Below are 17521 nucleotides of genomic sequence, written 5' to 3' on the forward strand. Positions count from 1 at the left end.
AGCGCCCCACCTGCGTCTTCCCCCACTGCACCCGCACCTCAGCCAGGACCGACCTCGACCACACCGACGAGTACGTCCCACCCGACCAAGGCGGACCACCCGGCCAGACATCAACGGCCACTCTCGCCCCGCTCTGCCGGCGACATCACCGAGCCAAGACCCACCCATCCCCCGACGGGCGATGGGACTACGCCCAGCTCACCCCCACCACCTGGCTCTGGACCAGCCCCCACGGCATCCGCTACCTCGTCCACCCCGACGGCACCACCACGCTCTGACGGCGCGCTCTGGCCCTCTGCGTCAATGAGGTCGCGCCCGGCAGCGTCCGGTGACAACCTCACCCCGGTGAATGCCTTCGCGTCGACCGGCGCTGCGACCGACCGCCCGGCGCCGTGGCCGGAGTACGTGGGCGACCTGCTCCTGCGTGAGCCCACCGCCACCGACCTGGAGCCCGTCCTCGCCTTCCGCAACGACCCCGCCGTCAACCGCTTCATGGTGCGCACCCATGTGACCGCCGACGAGCTGCGTCGCGAGTGGGCAGCGATCCCGCACAGCGACACGGACTGGTCCTGCGTCGTCGAGCGTGAGGGGGACGTCGTGGCGATGGGGTTCCTCGACGTGGTCGACGGGGCGGGCCAGCCCGGCCACCCCGCCGGCACCGATGGCGCCATCGGCTACGTCGTCAGACCGGACGCGGCGGGGCAGGGCATCGGCAGCGCCACCGCGTCCGCGCTGCTGCGTGCCGCCTTCGAGGTGCTGGGCCTGCGCCGGGTCACGGCCAGGGCCGACGCGGACAACCTCGGGTCGGTCCGAGTGCTGGAGAAGGCGGGCATGAGACGGGAGCGCTACGCGGTGCAGGCGCTGTGGCACCACCAGCTCGGCTGGCTCGACGAGGTCGAGTACGCCCTGCTCGCCCACGAGTGGCGTCAGGCGTCGGGCGCCCGCTCGTTGTAGCCGGGCGCACGCTCCTGGCCGGTGAGTCCGGCGATGGCATCCATGACCTCGTCGGTGAGCACCCGCCGGGCCCTGCCCGACGCCATGCCCTCGAAGCGGCCGGCCACCTCGATCGGCGCGCCGAAGCGCACGTCGACCCGCACGATCCGCGGGACCGACGAGCCGACCGGCTGCAGCCTCTCGGTGCCGACCAGCCCGACCGGGACGATCGGCACCCCTGCGGTGAGCGCGAGGTGCGCGACGCCGGTGCGCCCGCGGTAGAGACGCCCGTCGCGCGAGCGGGTCCCCTCGGGGTAGAGCCCGAAGGCCTCGCCGCGCGCCAGCACCTCCAGTGCCGTGTCCAACGAGCCGAGCGCCGCACGCGGGTCGTCGCGGTCGACCGGCAGCATCCCCAGCCCCTCGAACCACGCCCGTGACAGCGCCCCCTTCACCCCGGTGCCGGTGAAGTAGTCGGACTTGGCGAGGAAGACCACCTTGCGCGGCACGACGACCGGGATCACCACCGAGTCGACGAAGGACAGGTGGTTGCTGGCGAGCAGCACCCCACCGGTGGCCGGCACGTGCTCGAGCCCCTCGACCCGGGGGCGCCAGATCGCCTTGGCGACCGGCGGGACCACGGCGTGGAGGGTCCGGTAGAGGCTCACCCGGCCAGTCTCGTGGTTACCGACGGGTCCGCCGAACGGGCGTCCACCGGCGAGTGCTCAGGAGATCAGGCCGGCCTTGCGACCCAGCTTCTCCGCTACCTCCTCGGCGCTGAGCTCACCGGCCAGCAGCCGTGACGTGGTCCAGCCCGAGGTGTCGAGGCCGGAGAGCCGGGTGAAGAGCGGCAGGTCCTCGGCGTACGCCGCCACCAGCACCTCGATGTCCTCGGCGGTCGGGGCGACGCCCTCGAAGCCGGTCTGGGAGGCGGAGCGGGCCTGCGGCTCCAGCGGCTTCTCGTACGGCGCCAGCCCGAGATCCGCGACGAGCTTGTCGGCTGCGGCCTGCTGGTCCTTGACGAAGGCGTGGAAGTCGAGGAGGTGCAGCTGCTCGGCGGGGAACAGCGACTGCGCGTGCGCCAGCTGCGCGCCGTACAACCCACGACCCACGACCGAACGGGTGCGCAGGTCCTTGTCGCTCCACCCGGCCGGGCGGGTGCCGATCCACGACGGGTCGTAGCCGATCCGCACGGTCTCGGCGAAGGAGAGCCGCTCCTCCGGCGCCAGGCGCCGGGTGTAGTTCATGACCCAGTGCGAGAACGCGCGGTCGACGGGGTCGCGGAAGCTCAGCACCAGCGGGACGTCGGGGTTCCAGGCGCGGATCCGCTCCAGGGCGCCGGGCCAGAAGAAGTACGACGGGCTCGCGTCGACCGACATCGTCGCCCGGGCCCGCGGGCCGCGTCGCGCCACCTCGTAGCCGGTGACCTCGCTGCTCCAGTCCATCGACTCGTCGTCGAAGAAGTGCCACTCCTTCTGCGGGGCGCGCGCGATCGACTGGTGCGACACGAGCACCCGGTACAGCGTGCTGGTGCCGGCCTTCTGCACGCCGGCCACCACGACCCCGATGGGGAGGATGCCGTGCGGGGCGGCCTGGGGCGCGCCGTCGGGACGGGGAGCGATGACGTCCTCCTCGAGAGGGCGGGTGAGGGCGGGTCGGGCGGGCCCGAGACTAGCCGACGCTCAGCCGAGCCCCCGGGCCCGGACCGCCAGCAGCACCTGGTCGTCGTCGTGGGTCAGCGACTCGCGCAGCAGCACGTCGCACAGCTCCTCGGGGCCCAGGTGCGCGTGCGCCGTGACCGTCTCCACGAGCCAGCTCAGCCCGTCGTCGAGGTCGGCCCCGCGCCGCTCGACCAAGCCGTCGGTGTAGAGCAGCAGCAGGTCCCCGGGCGCGAGCTCGAGGCGGTGGTCGGCCCGGTGGATCGACGGGTCGAGCCCCAGCAGCAGCCCGGCCTCCACGTCGAGCAGTCGTACGACGCCGTCGGCCCTCACCAGGACCGGCGGCGGGTGCCCGGCGTTGGCCCAGTGCACGAGCTGGCCGTCGGGCCCCTGCTCCTCCAGCACGGCCACCAGGGCGGTGGCGACCACCTCCATGCCCAGTCCCTCCATCGCCAGGTCGAGGTCCTGCAGGACCTGCGAGGGCAGCCACACGTCGGCGGAGTAGGCCACACCGCGGGCGAGGTTGCGCAGCTGGCCCATCGCAGCCGCGGCCGTCTGGTCGTGCCCGGCGACGTCGCCGACCATGACCGTGACCGCCCCGTCGGGCAGCGGGTAGCAGTCGTACCAGTCCCCGCCGACCCGGGCCTGCTGCGAGGCCGGTTGGTAGCGCACCGCGACCTCGAGGGCGTGGCCCGGCTGCGGCTGGGTGAGCAGGCTGCGCTGGAGCGCCTCGGAGATGGCCCTCTGGGACTCCGCCGCCGCCACACTGTCCAGCGCCGCGCCCACCCCGGCGGCCACCGTGCGCAGGAACTCGGTGTAGGCGCCGTCGAGCGGCAGCCGCGGGCTCAGCCGTCCCTCCAGGTGCCGTGGCGGGGTGCCCGCGTGACGACCAGGAACCTCCACCCGGCACAGCACGCCGCGCGACGGGTCGCCACCGGTCTCGAGCGTCAGCCCGCTCCCCGGTGCCGCCCCGAACGGCAGCGCGACCTCTCCCAGGTCCTGGCCCGAGTCGAGCGTCGCCCGGGTGCGTGCGACCACGTCCTCCTCGTCCACGGCGTCCTCGAGGGTGGCGAGCAGCTGCGCCACGAGGTGGCTGCGGCGCCGCGCCAGCACCTGCGCGGTCGTCTCGACGGCGATGTCGACGATGCCCTCGACCTCGCCGTCGGGGCCGAGCACGGCGGAGTAGGACCAGGTGAACCAGCAGTCCTCGACGTAGCCGGCGCGCTGCAGCGGCAGCAGCACGTCCTGGCTCCACGTCGCCTCACCGCCGGCCCGCACCTGCGCCAGCAGCGGCCCGATGGCGTCCATCGCCTCGGGGAACACCTCGTCGCACCGGCGCCCCAGGGCCGGGTGCTTGTCGCCCATCAGCTCGACGTAGGCCTCGTTGTAGAGCAGCACCAGCTCCGGCCCCCACAGCAGGGTCGCGGCGAACCGGGTGCCCCAGATCAGGTCCAGCGAGGCCCGCAGCGCCGGGCTCCAGCCCCCCGGGTCACCGAGCGGGCCGGCCGCCCAGTCGGTGGCGGCGTACTCCTCGCGCAGCGCGCCCGCGCGCGCGAAGGCGGGCGACGACGGCGCGGGGGGCGACATGGCCACATCGTGGCAGGTCAGCTCCACACCCGCAGCGCAACAGCAACGTCCAGGCGGACCCGCGCATCGCTGCTCACAGGGCCCACCAGCCGCTCGATCTTGGCCAGCCGGTAGCGCATGGTGTTGTAGTGGAAGAACTGCGCGCGCGCAGCCTCCGCCACGTTGAAGTTGGTGTCGAGCAGCGCCTGCAGCGTCACCCTCAGCCCCTCGGCCTCCGGGTCCTCGCCGGCCAACGGCCCGAGCACGTCGCGGGCGAAGGCGCGCAGCTCGTCGCGGTCGGTGACCGAGGCCAGCAGCCGGTCGACGCCGAGGTCGTCGAAGAACGACGTCACGCCCCCGCCGTGGACCCGACGACCGACCTCCACGGCCCGGCTCGCCTGGTCGTACGCCGTCGGCAGGCCCGTCACCCGGGCGGCCCGACTGACCCCGCAGGTGAAGCCGCCCACCTCGCCGGCGACCGTGGCCGCGGCGCGCTGCACGAGGTCCTCCCCGGCCCGACGTGAGGGGGCACCGCCCACCGGCAGCAGCGCGACCACCTCGGTGGCGAGGTCCGCGCACGGCAGCGTCGACCCGAGCCGGTCGGTGGCCGAGCGCCAGGCGGCCGCGAAGTGCGACTGCTCGGCCAGCCGGTCCGCGGCCGGGCGGTCGAGGGCCGCGACGAGCACCACGCAGTGCTCCTCCAGCAGGTCGAGCCCCAGCTCGGCGAGCACCTCCGCAGAGGCGCGTCCCGACAGGGCGTCACGCAGCAGGTGCCCGACGTACGCGTCGTGCTGCTGGTCCGAGAACTGCCTCCGCACTGTGCTCTCCTCACGCGTCGCAGAGGGCAGAGACTAGGCGACGTCCGGTGACGGCGGAACCGAAGGTGGCTGCCAGAAGGCCGCCCGGATGTCCACGGCGCCCGAGGGACGCAGCGCCGTGCCCTCCTCCAGGTAGGCCTGACGGGCGGTGTCGAGATGGCTGTCGGGCAGCGACCCGTCGGCGCGCACGACGCGCCACCAGGGCACTCCCCCGCCGTGGGTCGACATCACGTTGCCGACGCGGCGCGGTCCGAAGCGTCCGATGGCGTCGGCGATCGCGCCGTACGTCGTCACCCGTCCCCGCGGCACCGCCTCCACGCAGGCGAGCACGGCCTCGACGTAGTCCTCGGGGTGCCTCACCCCGAGGAATCTAGATCAGAGCAGCGGCGAGAACGGCTCCGTGCCCAGCGCCAGCTTGAGCCCGGGGATGCCGGAGTGCTGCTGGGCGAAGGCCAGCTCGCGGGACAGGTCGCCGATGTTGTTCGACAGCGGGAACGGGGTCAGGCCGAGGGTCGACAGGGTGCCGACCGCCTTGCCGTCGGCGCTGAGGAACGCCGAGCCGGAGTCGCCGGGGACGCCGGGGGTGATCGTGTAGAGCAGGTGCGACCAGCCGCCGTCGGCGGCGTCGTCGCCCAGCGAGATGCCCTGCTTGGGCGAGAGCAGCTCGAGGCCCGCGCGCAGCGAGGAGTTGCCGTAGCTCCACACGCTCTCGCCCGCGCCGAGGCCGTCGGTGTCGATGCCGGTGGGGCCACCCCAGAACGGGATGCTCGGGTTGACCTTCGAGACGTCGCTGCCGGCGACCTTGACCAGCGCGAAGTCGTTGAAGGAGCAGACCACCGGGTCGCTCGTGCCGATCCGGTTCATGGTCTCCCAGGAGCTGTAGGCCAGGGTGCCGCGGCCCAGGACCGTCCCCGAGGTGAGCAGGCTGCCGCCGCGCTCGAAGGTGACCGGCGTGCCGATCGGGACCGAGGACTGGCCGCAGCCGTTGGTGTCGGTCGCCGCGCCGAGACCGGCGCAGTGCGCGGCGTAGCCGACGTACACCCCGCCGTTGCGGTCGGTGAAGACGAAGTTGGCGGTGCACTGGCCGCCGTCGGTGTACATCTGCACGCCCGGCGTGATCGTCGCCGTGGCCGCGGGGGCCCAGGTGACGGCGCGCTTGCGCTTGCGCTTGGCCGCGTCCGCGGTGGGGGCGAGGGTCGCGACGAGGGCCAGGGCCACCGCGCAGACGAGGAGCAGGACCGGCACGGTGCGGGAGCGCAGCAGCGTCATGTCCCGCACAACGAGGCAGGGCCCCGACCGGCTACGCGGTCGGGGCCCCGTCTCACAGGGTGGGCTGTCAGATCACAGCCCGTGGCTCACAGGAGGGGCGAGAACGGCTCCGTGCCCAGCGCCAGCTCGAGGCCGGCGATGCCGGAGTGCTGCTGGGCGTAGGCCAGCTCGCTGGCCAGGTCGCCGACGCCGTTGGAGCCGGCCAGCGGCGCCAGGGCCAGCGTCGACAGGGTGCCGAGGGCCTCGCCCTCGCCGTTGATGAAGGCCGAGCCGGAGTCACCGGGGACGCCGGGGGTGAGCGTGTAGACCGGGTGGGTCCAGCCGTTGCCGGAGGTGCCGAGGCTGATGCCCTGCTTGGGCGAGAGCAGCTCGATGCCGCCGCGCAGCGAGGAGTTGCCGTAGGAGTGGACCGTCTCGCCGGCGCCGACCCCGTCGGTGTCGATGCCCACCGGGCCGCCCCAGAACGGGATGCTCGGGTTGACCTTCGAGACGTCGGCCGCGTCGACCTTGACCAGCGCGAAGTCGTTGTAGGCGCAGGTGTCGGCGTCGGTCTCGCCGTTGTCCTGCATGGCCAGCCAGGAGCTGTAGGCCAGCGTGCCGCCGCCCAGGCGCGTGCCCGAGCTGACCAGCGAGCCGCCCTCGGCGAAGTCGACCTTCGTGCCGAGCGGGAGCGAGCCGGACTCGCAGCCGTCGGTCTGGGTCGCCTCGCCGGTGCCGGCGCAGTGCGCTGCGTAGCCGAGGTAGACCCCGCCGGCGGAGTCGGTGAACACGAAGTTGGCCGTGCACTGGCCGCCCTCGGTGTAGGCCTGCACGCCGGGGGTCAGCGTCGCCTGGTCGGCCGGCGCCCAGGTGGGGGCGGCGGACGCGGGGGCGACCGTGGCCGTGGCGGCGCCGAGGACGGCGGCGCTGGCGAGCGCGGCGAGGGTCGCGAGGCGACGCGTGGACGTACGAAGGTTCTGCAAGGGACTCATCCTCCAGGGAGCACTGGCGCCGACCACCGAGCAGGCCGGCTGTGACAGAGCCGACCTACCCGGTGTGGCACGGGCTACACCCGGTAGAACCTGTTTTTACCCTCGAGTAACCCCAAGACCCGTCTCAGGCTCGGGGCCCTACGGGAAGCACTCCCGCGCGATCAGTACGACGGCTGGCTGGGGTCGATCTGGTTGACCCACGCCACCACGCCGCCGCCGACGTGCACGGCGTCGGCGAACCCGGCGCCCTTGAGCACCGCCAGCGCCTCGGCCGAGCGGACGCCGGACTTGCAGTGCAGCACGACCGGCTTGTCCTGGGAGAGCTGCTCGAGGGCGTTGCCGTTGAGGAACTCGCCCTTGGGGATCAGCACCGAGCCAGGGATCTGGTTGATCTCGTACTCGTTGGGCTCGCGCACGTCGACCAGCACGAAGTCCCGGCTGCCCTCCTCGCGCTCCTTGAGCATCGACTCCAGCTGGGTCACCGAGATCGTCGAGCCGGCAGCGGCGTCGGCGGCCTCGTCGGAGATCGCACCGCAGAAGGTGTCGTAGTCGATCAGGCCGGTGACGGTCGGGTTCTCGCCGCACAGCGCGCAGTTGGGGTCCTTGCGGACCTTCAGCTTGCGCCATGACAGCTCGAGGGCGTCGTAGATGACCAGCGAGCCGATGGCGGGGTCGCCAGCACCGGTGATCATCTTGATGGCCTCGTTGACCTGGATCGAGCCGATCGAGGCGCACAGCACGCCCAGCACGCCGCCCTCGGCGCACGAGGGGACCATGCCCGGCGGCGGCGGCTCGGGGTAGAGGCAGCGGTAGCAGGGCGCGCCCTCGACCTGCTTGGGCGCGAACACCGAGGCCTGGCCGTCGAAGCGGTAGATCGAGCCCCAGACGTAGGGGATCCCGAGGAAGTACGCCGCGTCGTTGACCATGTAGCGGGTCGCGAAGTTGTCGGTGCCGTCGATGATGAGGTCGTAGCCCTCGAAGACGTCGAAGACGTTGTCGTTGTCGAGGCGCTCCTCGTGCAGCACGACGTTGACGTGCGGATTGGCCTCGGCGATCGACTCCTTGGCCGAGAGGGCCTTGGACTTCCCGATGTCGGACTGGGTGTGGATGATCTGGCGCTGGAGGTTCGACTCGTCGACCTCGTCGAACTCCGCGATGCCCAGGGTCCCCACGCCGGCCGCGGCGAGGTAGAGCAGCGCGGGGCTGCCGAGACCGCCGGCGCCGATCACCAGGACCTTCGCGTTCTTCAGGCGCTTCTGACCGGTCATGCCCACGTCGGGGATGATCAGGTGACGGCTGTAGCGGCGTACCTCGTCGACGGTCAGCTCTGCTGCCGGCTCCACGAGCGGCTCGATGCTCACGGGGGTCTCTCCTCGCCTTCGGGGCTGGGGTGCTGGGGGGGTTCGTGCAGGGGGTTGGTGCTTGGTCTTCGGTCGCGGGCACAACACCCACGGCGCGCTCCATGTTCCCCCACGCCCGGCGACGCGCGACACGTCCACCCAGAGCCTGGACAGCCGTGCGGTGCGTCACGCGCGTTAGGCTCCTGTCCCCCGGAAGTGACCGAGCAGTAAGCCCGCAGGCCAGCCCCAGCAGACCCCCGCGAACCAGGAGACCAGCAGTGACGGCAGAACAGCAGGAGGTCGGCGGCCTCCGCCCCCGCGGGGCCCGGATGCCCCGGCGCGAGCGTCGCGCCCAGCTGCTGGAGTCCGCGCTCGAGGTCTTCGTCGCCCAGGGTTACCACGCCGCCGCGATGGACGACATCGCCGAGCGCGCCGGGGTCTCCAAGCCGGTGCTCTACCAGCACTTCCCCGGCAAGCTCGACCTCTACCTCGCGCTGCTGGACCGCTCGTGCGACCAGATCATCGACAACTGCCGCGCCGCGCTGGAGTCCACCGACGACAACAAGCAGCGCGTCGAGGCGACGATGGACGTGTTCTACGAGTACGTCGCCCACGACACCGGCGCCTTCCGCCTGGTCTTCGAGTCCGACCTGACCAACGAGCCGGCCGTGCGCGAGCAGGTCGACCGGGTCACCACCGAGTGCGCCCGCCTCATCGCCGGCGTCATCCACGACGACACCGGCCTGCCCGACGAGGCCTCCCGCCTGCTGGCGGTCTCGCTGGTGGGCATGGCCCAGGTCAGCGCCCGCTTCTGGCTCACCGAGGCCGGCGGCCTCGGCCGCGACCAGGCCGCCGCCCTGGTGGCCGGTCTCGCCTGGCGCGGCATCGGTGGCTACCCGCGCACCGACGACCCTTCCGTCGAGCACTAGGCTGGCTGCGTGGACGTCAAGATCGGAATCCAGCAGGCCCCCCGCGAGATCACCCTCGAGACCGAGGAGTCGGCCGAGGCCCTGACCTCCAAGGTCTCCGAGGCCGTCTCCTCCGACGGCCTGCTCTCCCTCACCGACTCCAAGGGCCGGGTCGTGCTCGTGCCCGGCGCGAAGATCGCCTACGTCGAGCTCGGCTCGACCACGGTCGCCGCGGTCGGCTTCCGCAGCTAGCTAGCTCTCGAGCCCGAGCTCGCTCATCCGCTCGGTGTGCCGCTCGGTCAGCCGGGCGAACATCCGGCCGATGGCCGCGAGGTCGAGACCGGGGCGATCGGTGCCGCCGGCCAGCAGCGAGGAGAGCGCGTCACGCTCGGCGGCGACCCGCTGCGCCTGGATCAGCGCCTCGCCCATGAGCCGTCGGCCCCACAGGGCCAGCCGCCCGCCCAGCCGGTGGTCGGCCGCGATCGCCGAGCGCACCCGGTCGACCACGAACTCCGCGTGGCCGGAGTCCTCGAAGGTGCCGACCACCAGGTCGCGGGTCTCGGCGTCGAGGTAGGCGGCGATCTCGCGGTAGAAGTCGTCGGCCAGGCCGTCGCCGACGTAGGCCTTCACCAGGCCCTCGTACCAGTCGGCCGGCGCGGTGTGGTCGTGGAAGCGGTCGATGGCCTTCTGGAACGGCGCCATCGCCGCGAAGGGGTCGGCCCCCAGTGCCTCCAGCCGGGAGCGCAGTGCCCCGACCTTGGAGAACTCCGCCGAGGCCATGGTCGCGATCGCGACCTTGTCCTCCAGCGTGGGCGCCAGCTTGGCGTCCTCGGCCAGGCGCTCGAAAGCGCTGATCTCGCCGTACGCGATGACCCCGAGCAGGTCGACGATCGCCTCGCGGTAGGTGGGGTCCTCGAAGGCCAGCGGTGTGTCGCCGTCTCCCGAGTCGGGCCCGGTCTCGACCTGGGATTCAGTCATGCTCGCACCCTACCGATACAGTCTTGAACCGTATGTGCGCGGTTGACCGGGTCCCGGGTCGGCCGCAGCGGTTGTGGCAGCGCCGCCCAGCAGACAGACCCGACGGGGCCAGCAACCACGAAAGCAGAACACTGTGACCACCTTCCGTGAGCTCGGGGTGCACCCCGAGATCTGCGACGCGCTCGAGCGCGGCGGCATCACCACCCCCTTCGCCATCCAGGAGATGACCCTCTCGGTCGCCCTGATGGGCACCGACCTCATCGGCCAGGCCCGCACGGGCACCGGCAAGACCCTCGCCTTCGGCATCCCGGTGCTGCAGCGCAGCGTCTCCCCCAAGGACCCCGACTACGCCGAGCTCCCCCAGGGCAAGCCGCAGGCCCTGATCGTGGCCCCCACGCGCGAGCTGGCCCTCCAGGTCTCCTCCGACCTGACCCTCGCCTCCGCCGACCGCGGCCTGCGCGTGCTGACCGTCTACGGCGGCGTCGGCTACGAGCCGCAGCTCGAGGCCCTCGAGGCCGGCGTCGACGTCGTCGTCGGCACGCCCGGTCGTCTCATCGACCTGGCCAACCGCAAGAGCCTCGACCTCTCCCACGTCCACGCCGTCGTGCTGGACGAGGCCGACGAGATGCTCGACCTCGGGTTCCTGCCCGACGTCGAGAAGCTGATGCGGATGACGCCGGAGACCCGGCAGACGATGCTGTTCTCGGCCACCATGCCGGCCGCGATCGTCTCGCTGGCGCGCACCTACATGCGCCACCCGATGAACATCCGCGCGGAGTCCTCCTACGAGAACGCCACCGTGCCCGCCACGGCGCAGTTCATCTACCAGTGCCACGACCTCGACAAGCCCGAGATCATCGGCCGGCTGCTCCAGGCCGAGGACGCCGACAAGTTCATCGTCTTCACCCGCACCAAGCGCCAGGCCCAGCGGGTCGCCGACGACCTGGCCGAGCGCGGCTTCGCCGCCTCCCCGCTGCACGGCGACATGGCCCAGGTCGCGCGCGAGAAGGCGCTGGCGAAGTTCCGCGAGGACAAGATCCGCGTCCTGGTCGCGACCGACGTCGCCGCCCGCGGCATCGACGTGCGCGGTGTCTCCCACGTCATCAACTACACCTGCCCCGAGGACGACAAGACCTACGTCCACCGGATCGGCCGCACCGGCCGCGCGGGCGCCACCGGCATCGCGATCACGCTGGTCGACTGGCAGGACCTGCACCGCTGGAAGCTCATCAACAAGGCGCTGGACCTGCCCTTCGACGAGCCGCTGGAGACCTACTCCACCTCCGAGCACCTCTTCCACGACCAGGGCATCGCCCCGGGCACCAAGGGCCGCATCGCCGACCCCAAGCCGGTGGAGAAGAAGGAGCCCCGCGAGCGCTCGGGCGACCGGGCCCCGCGCAACCGCAACCGCAACCGGACGCGCACCCGCTCGCGCGGCGGCGAGGTCGTGGCCGAGGTCAAGACCACCGAGTCCGGCGAGAAGCAGGTCGAGAAGGTCGAGTCCTCGGCGGGCTCGGGCTCCGGCTCCTCGAGCAGCCGCAACCGTCGTCGTCGCCGCTCGCGCGGTGGCGGCGGTGGCCAGGGCGGCGGCCAGCAGGGCGCCGGCCAGAACAGCCAGGGCGGCTCCGCGCCCGCCGGCCACTGAGCCCGCTCCGCCACTCGGACAGACGACGAGGCCCGCTCCCCTCCAGGGGGAGCGGGCCTCGTGCGTGTCTCAGCGCTTCTTGCGTCCCGCTCGCGTGACGAGGTTCGCGGCGACCTCCCGGTAGGCCTGGGCACCCTTGCTGGTGCGGCTGGTAGCCAGGATCGATCGGCCGGCCGCGGGGGCCTCGGCGAACTTGATGGTCTTGGGGATCGGCGGCTCGACGACCTCGAGCTCGTAGGTCTCGGCGATGGTCTCCAGCACCGTGCGCGAGTGGTTGGTGCGGCCGTCGTACAACGTCGGCAGCACGCCCCAGACCTCGAGCTTGCGGTTGGTGAACTTCCGGACGTCGTGCACGGTGTCGAGCAGCTGGCCCACCCCGCGGTGCGAGAGCGTCTCGCACTGCAGCGGGATGAGCACGCCGCGAGCGGCCGTCAGCGCCGCGACCGTCAGCACGCCCAGCGAGGGCGGGCAGTCCAGCAGCACCCAGTCGTAGTCGTCCTCGACGTCCTCCACGACCATCTTGACCACGTGCTCGCGGCCGGTGCGCGTGAGCAGGTCGGCCTCGGCGCGAGCGAGCTCGATGGTGGCCGGCAGGAGGTGCACGCCGTCCTCGGTCTCGATGATCACCTCGCCTGGGTCGGTGCCCTTGGTCAGCACGTGGTGCACCGAGACCTCGAGGTCCTCGGGATCGATGCCCAGGGAGAAGGTCAGGCAGGCCTGCGGGTCGAGGTCGACGAGCAGCACCCGCTGCCCGAGCTCGGCGAGAGCCGCGCCGATCGAGGCGACGGAGGTGGTCTTGGCGACGCCGCCCTTCTGGTTGGCGACGGCGAGTGTCGTGGTCATCGAGGGTCATCATGCCGGACGGGTCGCACGCTGCCGAGGTGGGACCTGTTCTACTCGGGTCATGTCTCGCTCCCTGGTCACCGGCCCGACCGCCGGCATCGGACGCTCCTTCGCCCATCAGCTGGCCGCGCGCGGCGACGACCTCGTGCTCGTCGCCCGGGACGAGGCCCGGCTCGAGGAGCTCGCCGACGAGCTCCGCGCGCAGCACGACATCGAGGTGGAGGTGCTCGCCGCCGACCTCGCCGACCGCGACCAGCTGCACCGGGTCGAGGAGCGGCTGGCCGACCTGCAGAGCCCGGTCGACCTGCTGGTCAACAACGCGGGGTTCGGCCTGAAGGGCCGCTTCCTCGACAACGACGTCGAGGCCGAGACCGCCATGCTGGACGTCCTGGTCACCGCCGTCCTGCGGCTGACCCACGCCGCGCTGGGCCCGATGGCCGCGCGGGGCCACGGCGGGGTCATCAACGTCTCCAGCGTCGCCGCCTTCCTCCCCCGCGGCACCTACTCCGCGGCCAAGGCCTACGTGAACCGGCTCGGCGAGTGGGCGGCGGCGGAGTACGCCGAGCAGGGCGTCACCGTCACCACCCTGTGCCCGGGCTTCGTGCGCACCGAGTTCCACGAGCGGATGGGCGTGGGCCGCGACTCCGCCCCGTCGTGGATGTGGCTCGACGCCGACGACCTGGTCCGCGACGCGCTGGCCGACCACGCGAAGGGGAAGGTCTACTCGATCCCCAGCGCGCAGTACAAGGTCATCGCCGGTGCCGCCCGCCTGGTGCCGAGCGGGCTGCTGCAGCGCTTCCAGGGGCTGGGCCGCAAGTAGTTGCTGCGCCTCAGAGCCCGAGCGGCTCCGGGGCGGGCCGGCCCGAGGCCGCACGGGCCCGCGCCGCGGCGTCCAGCAGCCGCTCGAGCTCGTCGGGCGCCGTGGTGTTGCACGCCAGGTCGTGACCGACCTTGCCGGTGCCGTGGTGGTCGCTGGAGCCGGTGACGACCAGGTCGAGGTTGCGGGCGATCGCGCGCAGCGAGTCGCGGGCCCCGGCGTCGTGGTCCTGGTGGTCGACCTCCAGGCCGACCAGCCCCAGGTCGGCCAGCTCGGCGATGGCCGCCTCGTCGGGGCTGCGGGTGCGGCGTCGACCCCACGCGTGGGCGATGACGCTGACCCCGCCGGCCTCGGCGACCACGCGGATGGTCTCGCGCAGCGGGGCGGCGTACCTGTCGACGTACCCGGGCATACCGGGGTTGAGGAACCGTCGGAACGCCTCGTCGCGGTCGGCCACCACCCCGGCGACGACCAGCGCGTCGGCGATGTGCGGGCGCCCGCTGGCCGCGGCGTCCCCGGAGACCCGGGCGACGTCGTCCTCGCTCAGCTCGACGTCGACTTCCCGCAGCCGCGCCAGCACCGCGGGCACACGGGACGACCGGCCCTCCAGCACCTTGTCGAGCAGCGCCACGAGCGGCGGGTACGTCGGGTCGGGGAGGTAGGCCAGCAGGTGCACGCCGCGTCCGTCGAGGCGGGTGCTGACCTCCATCCCGCGGACCAGTCCGAGACCGGCGGCATCGGCCGCGCGGGCCGCCTCGTCCCACCCCTCCGCGGTGTCGTGGTCGGTGACCCCGAGGACGTCCACACCTGCCGCGACCGCGGCGGTCACCAGCTCGGTGGGCGACTGGGTGCCGTCGCTGGCCCGGGTGTGGGTGTGCAGGTCGACCTTCACCGGCTCACCACGGGACCTGCCAGGGGGCTCACCACGGGGGCGCCGGCCCGGCGAAGGGCAGCTCGATCAGCGGCGGCCCGACCGGCGCCACGTCACGCAGGATCCAGTCGTCGCGCAGCAGCAGCACCGCCGAGGCCGGCCGGACCACGATCCACAGCCAGCGCCCGAAGGCCTCCCCCACCACGACCGAGCGGTCCCACTCCCCGCTCGAGCCGCTGGTCGAGACCGACCACAGCGGCACCTGCTTCTGCTCCAGCCGCACGCGCACCAGCGGCTGGCCTTGGAAGTGGCCGGGGTCGGGGTCGTCGTGGCGGGTGCCGGCGACGCGGGCCCCGAGGCCGGTGCCGGGCTCCTCGGTGACGACCAGGACGTCGACCGGCCCGTCGAGCTCGCTGGTGCCGGTGACGCAGGTCAGCGTGCCGCGCACCCGGTCGCCCTCGGTGACCGCGGCCAGGTCGCTGACCGACCAGCCGGGGCTCAGCGGCCACGGGAGGTAGGTCGGGAAGTCGCGGGTCCGGCCCAGGTGCGAGGCGAGCTCGTCGTACGTCGCCGCCTCGGGACGCCACAGCACGTGCGTGGGCCCGTGGTCGGGGCACGACCAGGCGCCTCCGGCCTCCGACGCGGTCGGCGTCACGGGGGCCGAGCAGCGGGAGCAGGAGGGCTGCACGGGCACGGGCCTACCGTACCGAGTGACGCGCGGCTCGGTCCCGGCTGCTCGGTCCCGGCTGCTCGGTACCGGCCGCTCAGTCCTCCCGGGGCGTGCTGCGCTCCACCAGCAGCTCGACCTGCGCGCGCAGCGCGGCGATCTCCGCGCGCAGCTCCTCGCGCTCGGCGGCCCCGCGCTGCTCGTCCTCGGCGTCGTCGGCATCGGTGACTCGCTCGACCAGCCAGCTGGCCAGCGTGGCGGTGACGACACCGAGCAGGGCCACCCCGGTGATCATCAGCAGCGCCCCGACGACCCGGCCGCTGGTGGTGACCGGGTAGGTGTCGCCGTACCCGACGGTCGTCATGGTGGTCAGGGCCCACCACATCGCGTCGCCGAAGGAGGTGATCGAGGCTCCCTCGGCGTACCTCTCGGCCTGCAGCGCCGCGAGGGCGGCGACGTAGGCGACGATGCCGGAGCCGAACCCGACGTAGAGGCCCACCCGGCCCCGCAGTCCCTGCGAGGCCGAGCGGTTGAGGACCTTGACCAGCAGCACCAGCTGCAGCGGGCGCAGTGCCGGCAGCAGCAGCACCGCCGCGTCGAACGCGTGCCGCCACGCCCACCGGAACCGGTGGTCGGCGGCCACCAGCCGCACCACGAAGTCGACGATGAAGACCAGCCACAGCAGGCCCACCACTGTGGCGCACAGCGCCTTCCACCGTCCCGGCATGCCGGGGTCGAGTATCGGCAGCGAGTAGGCCACCAGGAACACCAGCGCGGCGCCGGCCAGCGGCCACCGCGTCCAGCGCTCCCAGGTGCTGGTGGTGGGGGTCCTCACGGGACCGGTCAGTCGGCCTTCGCGTCCGGGCCGGGCCAGTTCTTGTCCGGCTGCGGAACGGGGCGGCCGGGCTGCTCGCCGCCACGGGCCTCGAGGTAGTTGTTCTTCGGCACCATCACCTTGCGGCGGAAGATGCACACGACCTTGCCGTCCTGGTTGTAGCCGATCGTCTCGACGTGGACGACGCCCCGGTCGTCCTTGGAGGTCGACTCCCACTTGTCGAGCACGGTGGTCTCGCCGTACAGCGTGTCGCCGTGGAAGGTCGGCGCGACGTGGCGCAGCGACTCGATCTCGAGGTTGGCGATCGCCTTGCCGGAGATGTCGGGCACCGACATGCCGAGCAGGATGGAGTAGACGTAGTTGCCCACCACGACGTTCTTGCCGAACTGCGTGGTCTCCTCGGCGTAGTTGGTGTCCATGTGCAGCGGGTGGTGGTTCATCGTGAGCAGGCAGAACATGTGGTCGTCGAACTCGGTGACCGTCTTGCCGGGCCAGTGCTTGTAGGTCGCACCGACCTCGAACTCCTCGTAGCTGCGACCGAACTGCACGTCTGCTCCTCTGCTCTGCTGCTGGTGACTGGTGGGTAACAAGGCCCCGCGTCATCCTGCCACGCGGAACCGGCCCGGAGGGGCTAGCGTCTCAGCACCATGAGCATGCTGCGCATCACCCTCCGCCGAGTACTGGCCGGGACCACCGCCGTCCTCCTGCTGCTGCCGCTCGCCGCATGCAGCGGCGAGGACGAGGTGGCGCGCGACCAGGCGGCCCCCACCGGCAGCGCCTCCTCGGACCAGGACGTGGAGGCCGAGGAGCCCACCAGCGGTCCCGACGTGGGCTTCGGCCCCACCGACTACGCCTTCACCCTCCAGGTCTCGTGCTTCTGCCCGTACGCCGCCGTGCCGGTGCGCGTCACCGTCGAGGACGACCGGGTCGTCGAGGCCGTCTTCGAGAAGGGCGGCGGACGCGGCGGCGCGAAGGCCGGCGAACCGGCGCCGGAGTTCTTCGAGCTCACCATCGACGAGGTCATCGCCGAGGCGGAGGACGCCGAGGAGGCGGGCGCCGCGCGCGTGGACGTCACCTGGCCCGAGGGCAGCGACTACCCGACCGAGGTCTACATCGACCGCGACGAGCGGATGGCCGACGAGGAGATCGGCTACACGCTCTCGGACGTGAAGGTCGTCGGCGAGGGCATCGGCGGCTGAGATACGAACGCCGAGCCGTCAGTCACGGGCGGACGTAGACGCCCATCCGCCGCGTGGGACCTTGACGTGGGTCACGGTCAGGTCACGATGCTCGGATGACCTGTGGGGAAGGGCTCTGAGCGTCTCGGAATGTCGGCGGTCCCTGGAAGAGTCAGCTCATGGAAGGGCTCGGGCAGCACCAGGTCGACCGCGGTGTCGCGGTCATC

Annotated in this window: 20 protein-coding genes and 1 pseudogene; 7 read left to right on the plus strand and 14 right to left on the minus strand. The window is 72.4% G+C overall.

What is annotated here, in order from left to right; translation table 11 throughout:
- Positions 1-278, plus strand: a pseudogene (locus A6R01_RS05005) (hypothetical protein); the annotation flags it as partial.
- Positions 279-345: 67 nt separating this feature from the next.
- Positions 346-954 carry a GNAT family N-acetyltransferase gene (locus A6R01_RS05010; protein ID WP_292604150.1) on the plus strand — a complete coding sequence of 203 codons (609 nt, stop codon included), beginning with the start codon at positions 346-348 and terminating at the stop codon, positions 952-954.
- On the opposite strand, the gene A6R01_RS05015 is transcribed toward A6R01_RS05010, so the two are convergent.
- From A6R01_RS05015 to moeZ, 8 genes are all read right to left on the minus strand, one after another.
- On the minus strand, positions 927-1598 hold the full coding sequence (locus tag A6R01_RS05015; RefSeq protein WP_292604152.1) for a 1-acyl-sn-glycerol-3-phosphate acyltransferase: 672 nt from the start codon (positions 1596-1598) through the stop codon (positions 927-929). The genes A6R01_RS05010 and A6R01_RS05015 overlap by 28 nt on opposite strands.
- A gap of 57 nt (positions 1599-1655) precedes the next feature.
- Complete coding sequence (locus A6R01_RS05020; RefSeq protein WP_292604155.1) at positions 1656-2489, minus strand: sulfotransferase; 834 nt, start codon at positions 2487-2489, stop codon at positions 1656-1658.
- A gap of 123 nt (positions 2490-2612) precedes the next feature.
- Entirely contained in the window at positions 2613-4175 is a 1563-nt protein-coding gene (locus tag A6R01_RS05025) for a SpoIIE family protein phosphatase (RefSeq protein WP_292604157.1), read from the minus strand.
- A gap of 17 nt (positions 4176-4192) precedes the next feature.
- Positions 4193-4972: a helix-turn-helix domain-containing protein gene (locus A6R01_RS05030; protein ID WP_292604159.1), complete on the minus strand. Its 780-nt coding sequence runs from the start codon at positions 4970-4972 to the stop codon at positions 4193-4195.
- Positions 4973-5005: 33 nt separating this feature from the next.
- The gene (locus A6R01_RS05035) at positions 5006-5332 is read right to left on the minus strand and encodes an MGMT family protein (protein ID WP_292604160.1); all 327 of its coding nucleotides are present in this window, start codon (positions 5330-5332) and stop codon (positions 5006-5008) included.
- Positions 5333-5347: 15 nt separating this feature from the next.
- On the minus strand, positions 5348-6241 hold the full coding sequence (locus A6R01_RS05040; protein ID WP_292604162.1) for a hypothetical protein: 894 nt from the start codon (positions 6239-6241) through the stop codon (positions 5348-5350).
- An 86-nt stretch (positions 6242-6327) separates the two neighbouring features.
- Entirely contained in the window at positions 6328-7203 is an 876-nt protein-coding gene (locus tag A6R01_RS05045) for a hypothetical protein (RefSeq protein ID WP_292604164.1), read from the minus strand.
- A gap of 170 nt (positions 7204-7373) precedes the next feature.
- Entirely contained in the window at positions 7374-8573 is a 1200-nt protein-coding gene (gene moeZ, locus A6R01_RS05050) for an adenylyltransferase/sulfurtransferase MoeZ (protein ID WP_292604166.1), read from the minus strand.
- Positions 8574-8881: 308 nt separating this feature from the next.
- On the opposite strand from moeZ, the gene A6R01_RS05055 reads away from it, so the two are divergent.
- Positions 8882-9481, plus strand: coding sequence for a TetR/AcrR family transcriptional regulator (locus A6R01_RS05055; protein WP_292604185.1), 600 nt, complete (start codon positions 8882-8884; stop codon positions 9479-9481).
- 9 nt (positions 9482-9490) lie between these two features.
- Positions 9491-9712, plus strand: a complete 222-nt coding sequence (locus A6R01_RS05060; protein WP_292604167.1) for a DUF3107 domain-containing protein — start codon at positions 9491-9493, stop codon at positions 9710-9712.
- Here the strand turns inward: A6R01_RS05060 and A6R01_RS05065 are convergent, their stop codons facing one another.
- Positions 9713-10438 (minus strand): ferritin-like fold-containing protein, encoded by a 726-nt coding sequence (locus A6R01_RS05065; RefSeq protein ID WP_292604169.1) that lies wholly within the window; start codon positions 10436-10438, stop codon positions 9713-9715. It lies immediately after the preceding gene.
- Between the two features lie 223 nt (positions 10439-10661).
- Here A6R01_RS05065 and A6R01_RS05070 point away from each other — a divergent pair, with 223 nt between their 5' ends.
- A complete protein-coding gene (locus tag A6R01_RS05070; protein ID WP_292604187.1) occupies positions 10662-12083 on the plus strand; it encodes a DEAD/DEAH box helicase in 1422 nt (473 codons plus the stop codon).
- Positions 12084-12152: 69 nt separating this feature from the next.
- Here the strand turns inward: A6R01_RS05070 and A6R01_RS05075 are convergent, their stop codons facing one another.
- Entirely contained in the window at positions 12153-12926 is a 774-nt protein-coding gene (locus A6R01_RS05075) for a ParA family protein (protein ID WP_292604171.1), read from the minus strand.
- Between the two features lie 61 nt (positions 12927-12987).
- On the opposite strand from A6R01_RS05075, the gene A6R01_RS05080 reads away from it, so the two are divergent.
- Positions 12988-13746, plus strand: coding sequence for an SDR family oxidoreductase (locus tag A6R01_RS05080; protein ID WP_292604173.1), 759 nt, complete (start codon positions 12988-12990; stop codon positions 13744-13746).
- A 10-nt stretch (positions 13747-13756) separates the two neighbouring features.
- Here A6R01_RS05080 and A6R01_RS05085 read toward each other — a convergent pair whose 3' ends face one another.
- The 4 genes from A6R01_RS05085 to A6R01_RS05100 all read right to left on the minus strand — a co-directional run bounded on the left by A6R01_RS05085 (position 13757) and on the right by A6R01_RS05100 (position 16664).
- Positions 13757-14635, minus strand: coding sequence for a PHP domain-containing protein (locus A6R01_RS05085; RefSeq protein ID WP_292604175.1), 879 nt, complete (start codon positions 14633-14635; stop codon positions 13757-13759).
- A gap of 28 nt (positions 14636-14663) precedes the next feature.
- The gene (locus tag A6R01_RS05090) at positions 14664-15308 is read right to left on the minus strand and encodes a DUF6758 family protein (RefSeq protein ID WP_292604177.1); all 645 of its coding nucleotides are present in this window, start codon (positions 15306-15308) and stop codon (positions 14664-14666) included.
- A 70-nt stretch (positions 15309-15378) separates the two neighbouring features.
- Positions 15379-16116: a potassium channel family protein gene (locus A6R01_RS05095; protein ID WP_292604179.1), complete on the minus strand. Its 738-nt coding sequence runs from the start codon at positions 16114-16116 to the stop codon at positions 15379-15381.
- Between the two features lie 8 nt (positions 16117-16124).
- Entirely contained in the window at positions 16125-16664 is a 540-nt protein-coding gene (locus A6R01_RS05100; RefSeq protein WP_292604181.1) for a MaoC family dehydratase, read from the minus strand.
- Positions 16665-16763: 99 nt separating this feature from the next.
- Here A6R01_RS05100 and A6R01_RS05105 point away from each other — a divergent pair, with 99 nt between their 5' ends.
- Positions 16764-17315, plus strand: a complete 552-nt coding sequence (locus A6R01_RS05105; RefSeq protein ID WP_292604183.1) for a DUF6174 domain-containing protein — start codon at positions 16764-16766, stop codon at positions 17313-17315.
- Positions 17316-17521: the final 206 nt, after the last annotated feature.

It is taken from the genome of Nocardioides sp. REDSEA-S30_B4 (assembly GCF_001627265.1).
Classification (GTDB): Bacteria; Actinomycetota; Actinomycetes; order Propionibacteriales; family Nocardioidaceae; genus Nocardioides.

What these genes read in the sequence shown, in the direction of transcription:
- A6R01_RS05080 (WP_292604173.1), top strand. Translation starts at nt 12,988, where the DNA reads ATGTCTCGCTCCCTGGTCACCGGCCCGACCGCCGGCATCGGACGCTCC.
- A6R01_RS05075 (WP_292604171.1), bottom strand. Translation starts at nt 12,926, where the DNA reads ATGACCACGACACTCGCCGTCGCCAACCAGAAGGGCGGCGTCGCCAAG.
- A6R01_RS05040 (WP_292604162.1), bottom strand. Translation starts at nt 6,241, where the DNA reads ATGACGCTGCTGCGCTCCCGCACCGTGCCGGTCCTGCTCCTCGTCTGC.
- A6R01_RS05105 (WP_292604183.1), top strand. Translation starts at nt 16,764, where the DNA reads ATGAGCATGCTGCGCATCACCCTCCGCCGAGTACTGGCCGGGACCACC.
- A6R01_RS05065 (WP_292604169.1), bottom strand. Translation starts at nt 10,438, where the DNA reads ATGACTGAATCCCAGGTCGAGACCGGGCCCGACTCGGGAGACGGCGAC.
- A6R01_RS05025 (WP_292604157.1), bottom strand. Translation starts at nt 4,175, where the DNA reads ATGTCGCCCCCCGCGCCGTCGTCGCCCGCCTTCGCGCGCGCGGGCGCG.
- A6R01_RS05070 (WP_292604187.1), top strand. Translation starts at nt 10,662, where the DNA reads ATGACCCTCTCGGTCGCCCTGATGGGCACCGACCTCATCGGCCAGGCC.
- A6R01_RS05055 (WP_292604185.1), top strand. Translation starts at nt 8,882, where the DNA reads ATGCCCCGGCGCGAGCGTCGCGCCCAGCTGCTGGAGTCCGCGCTCGAG.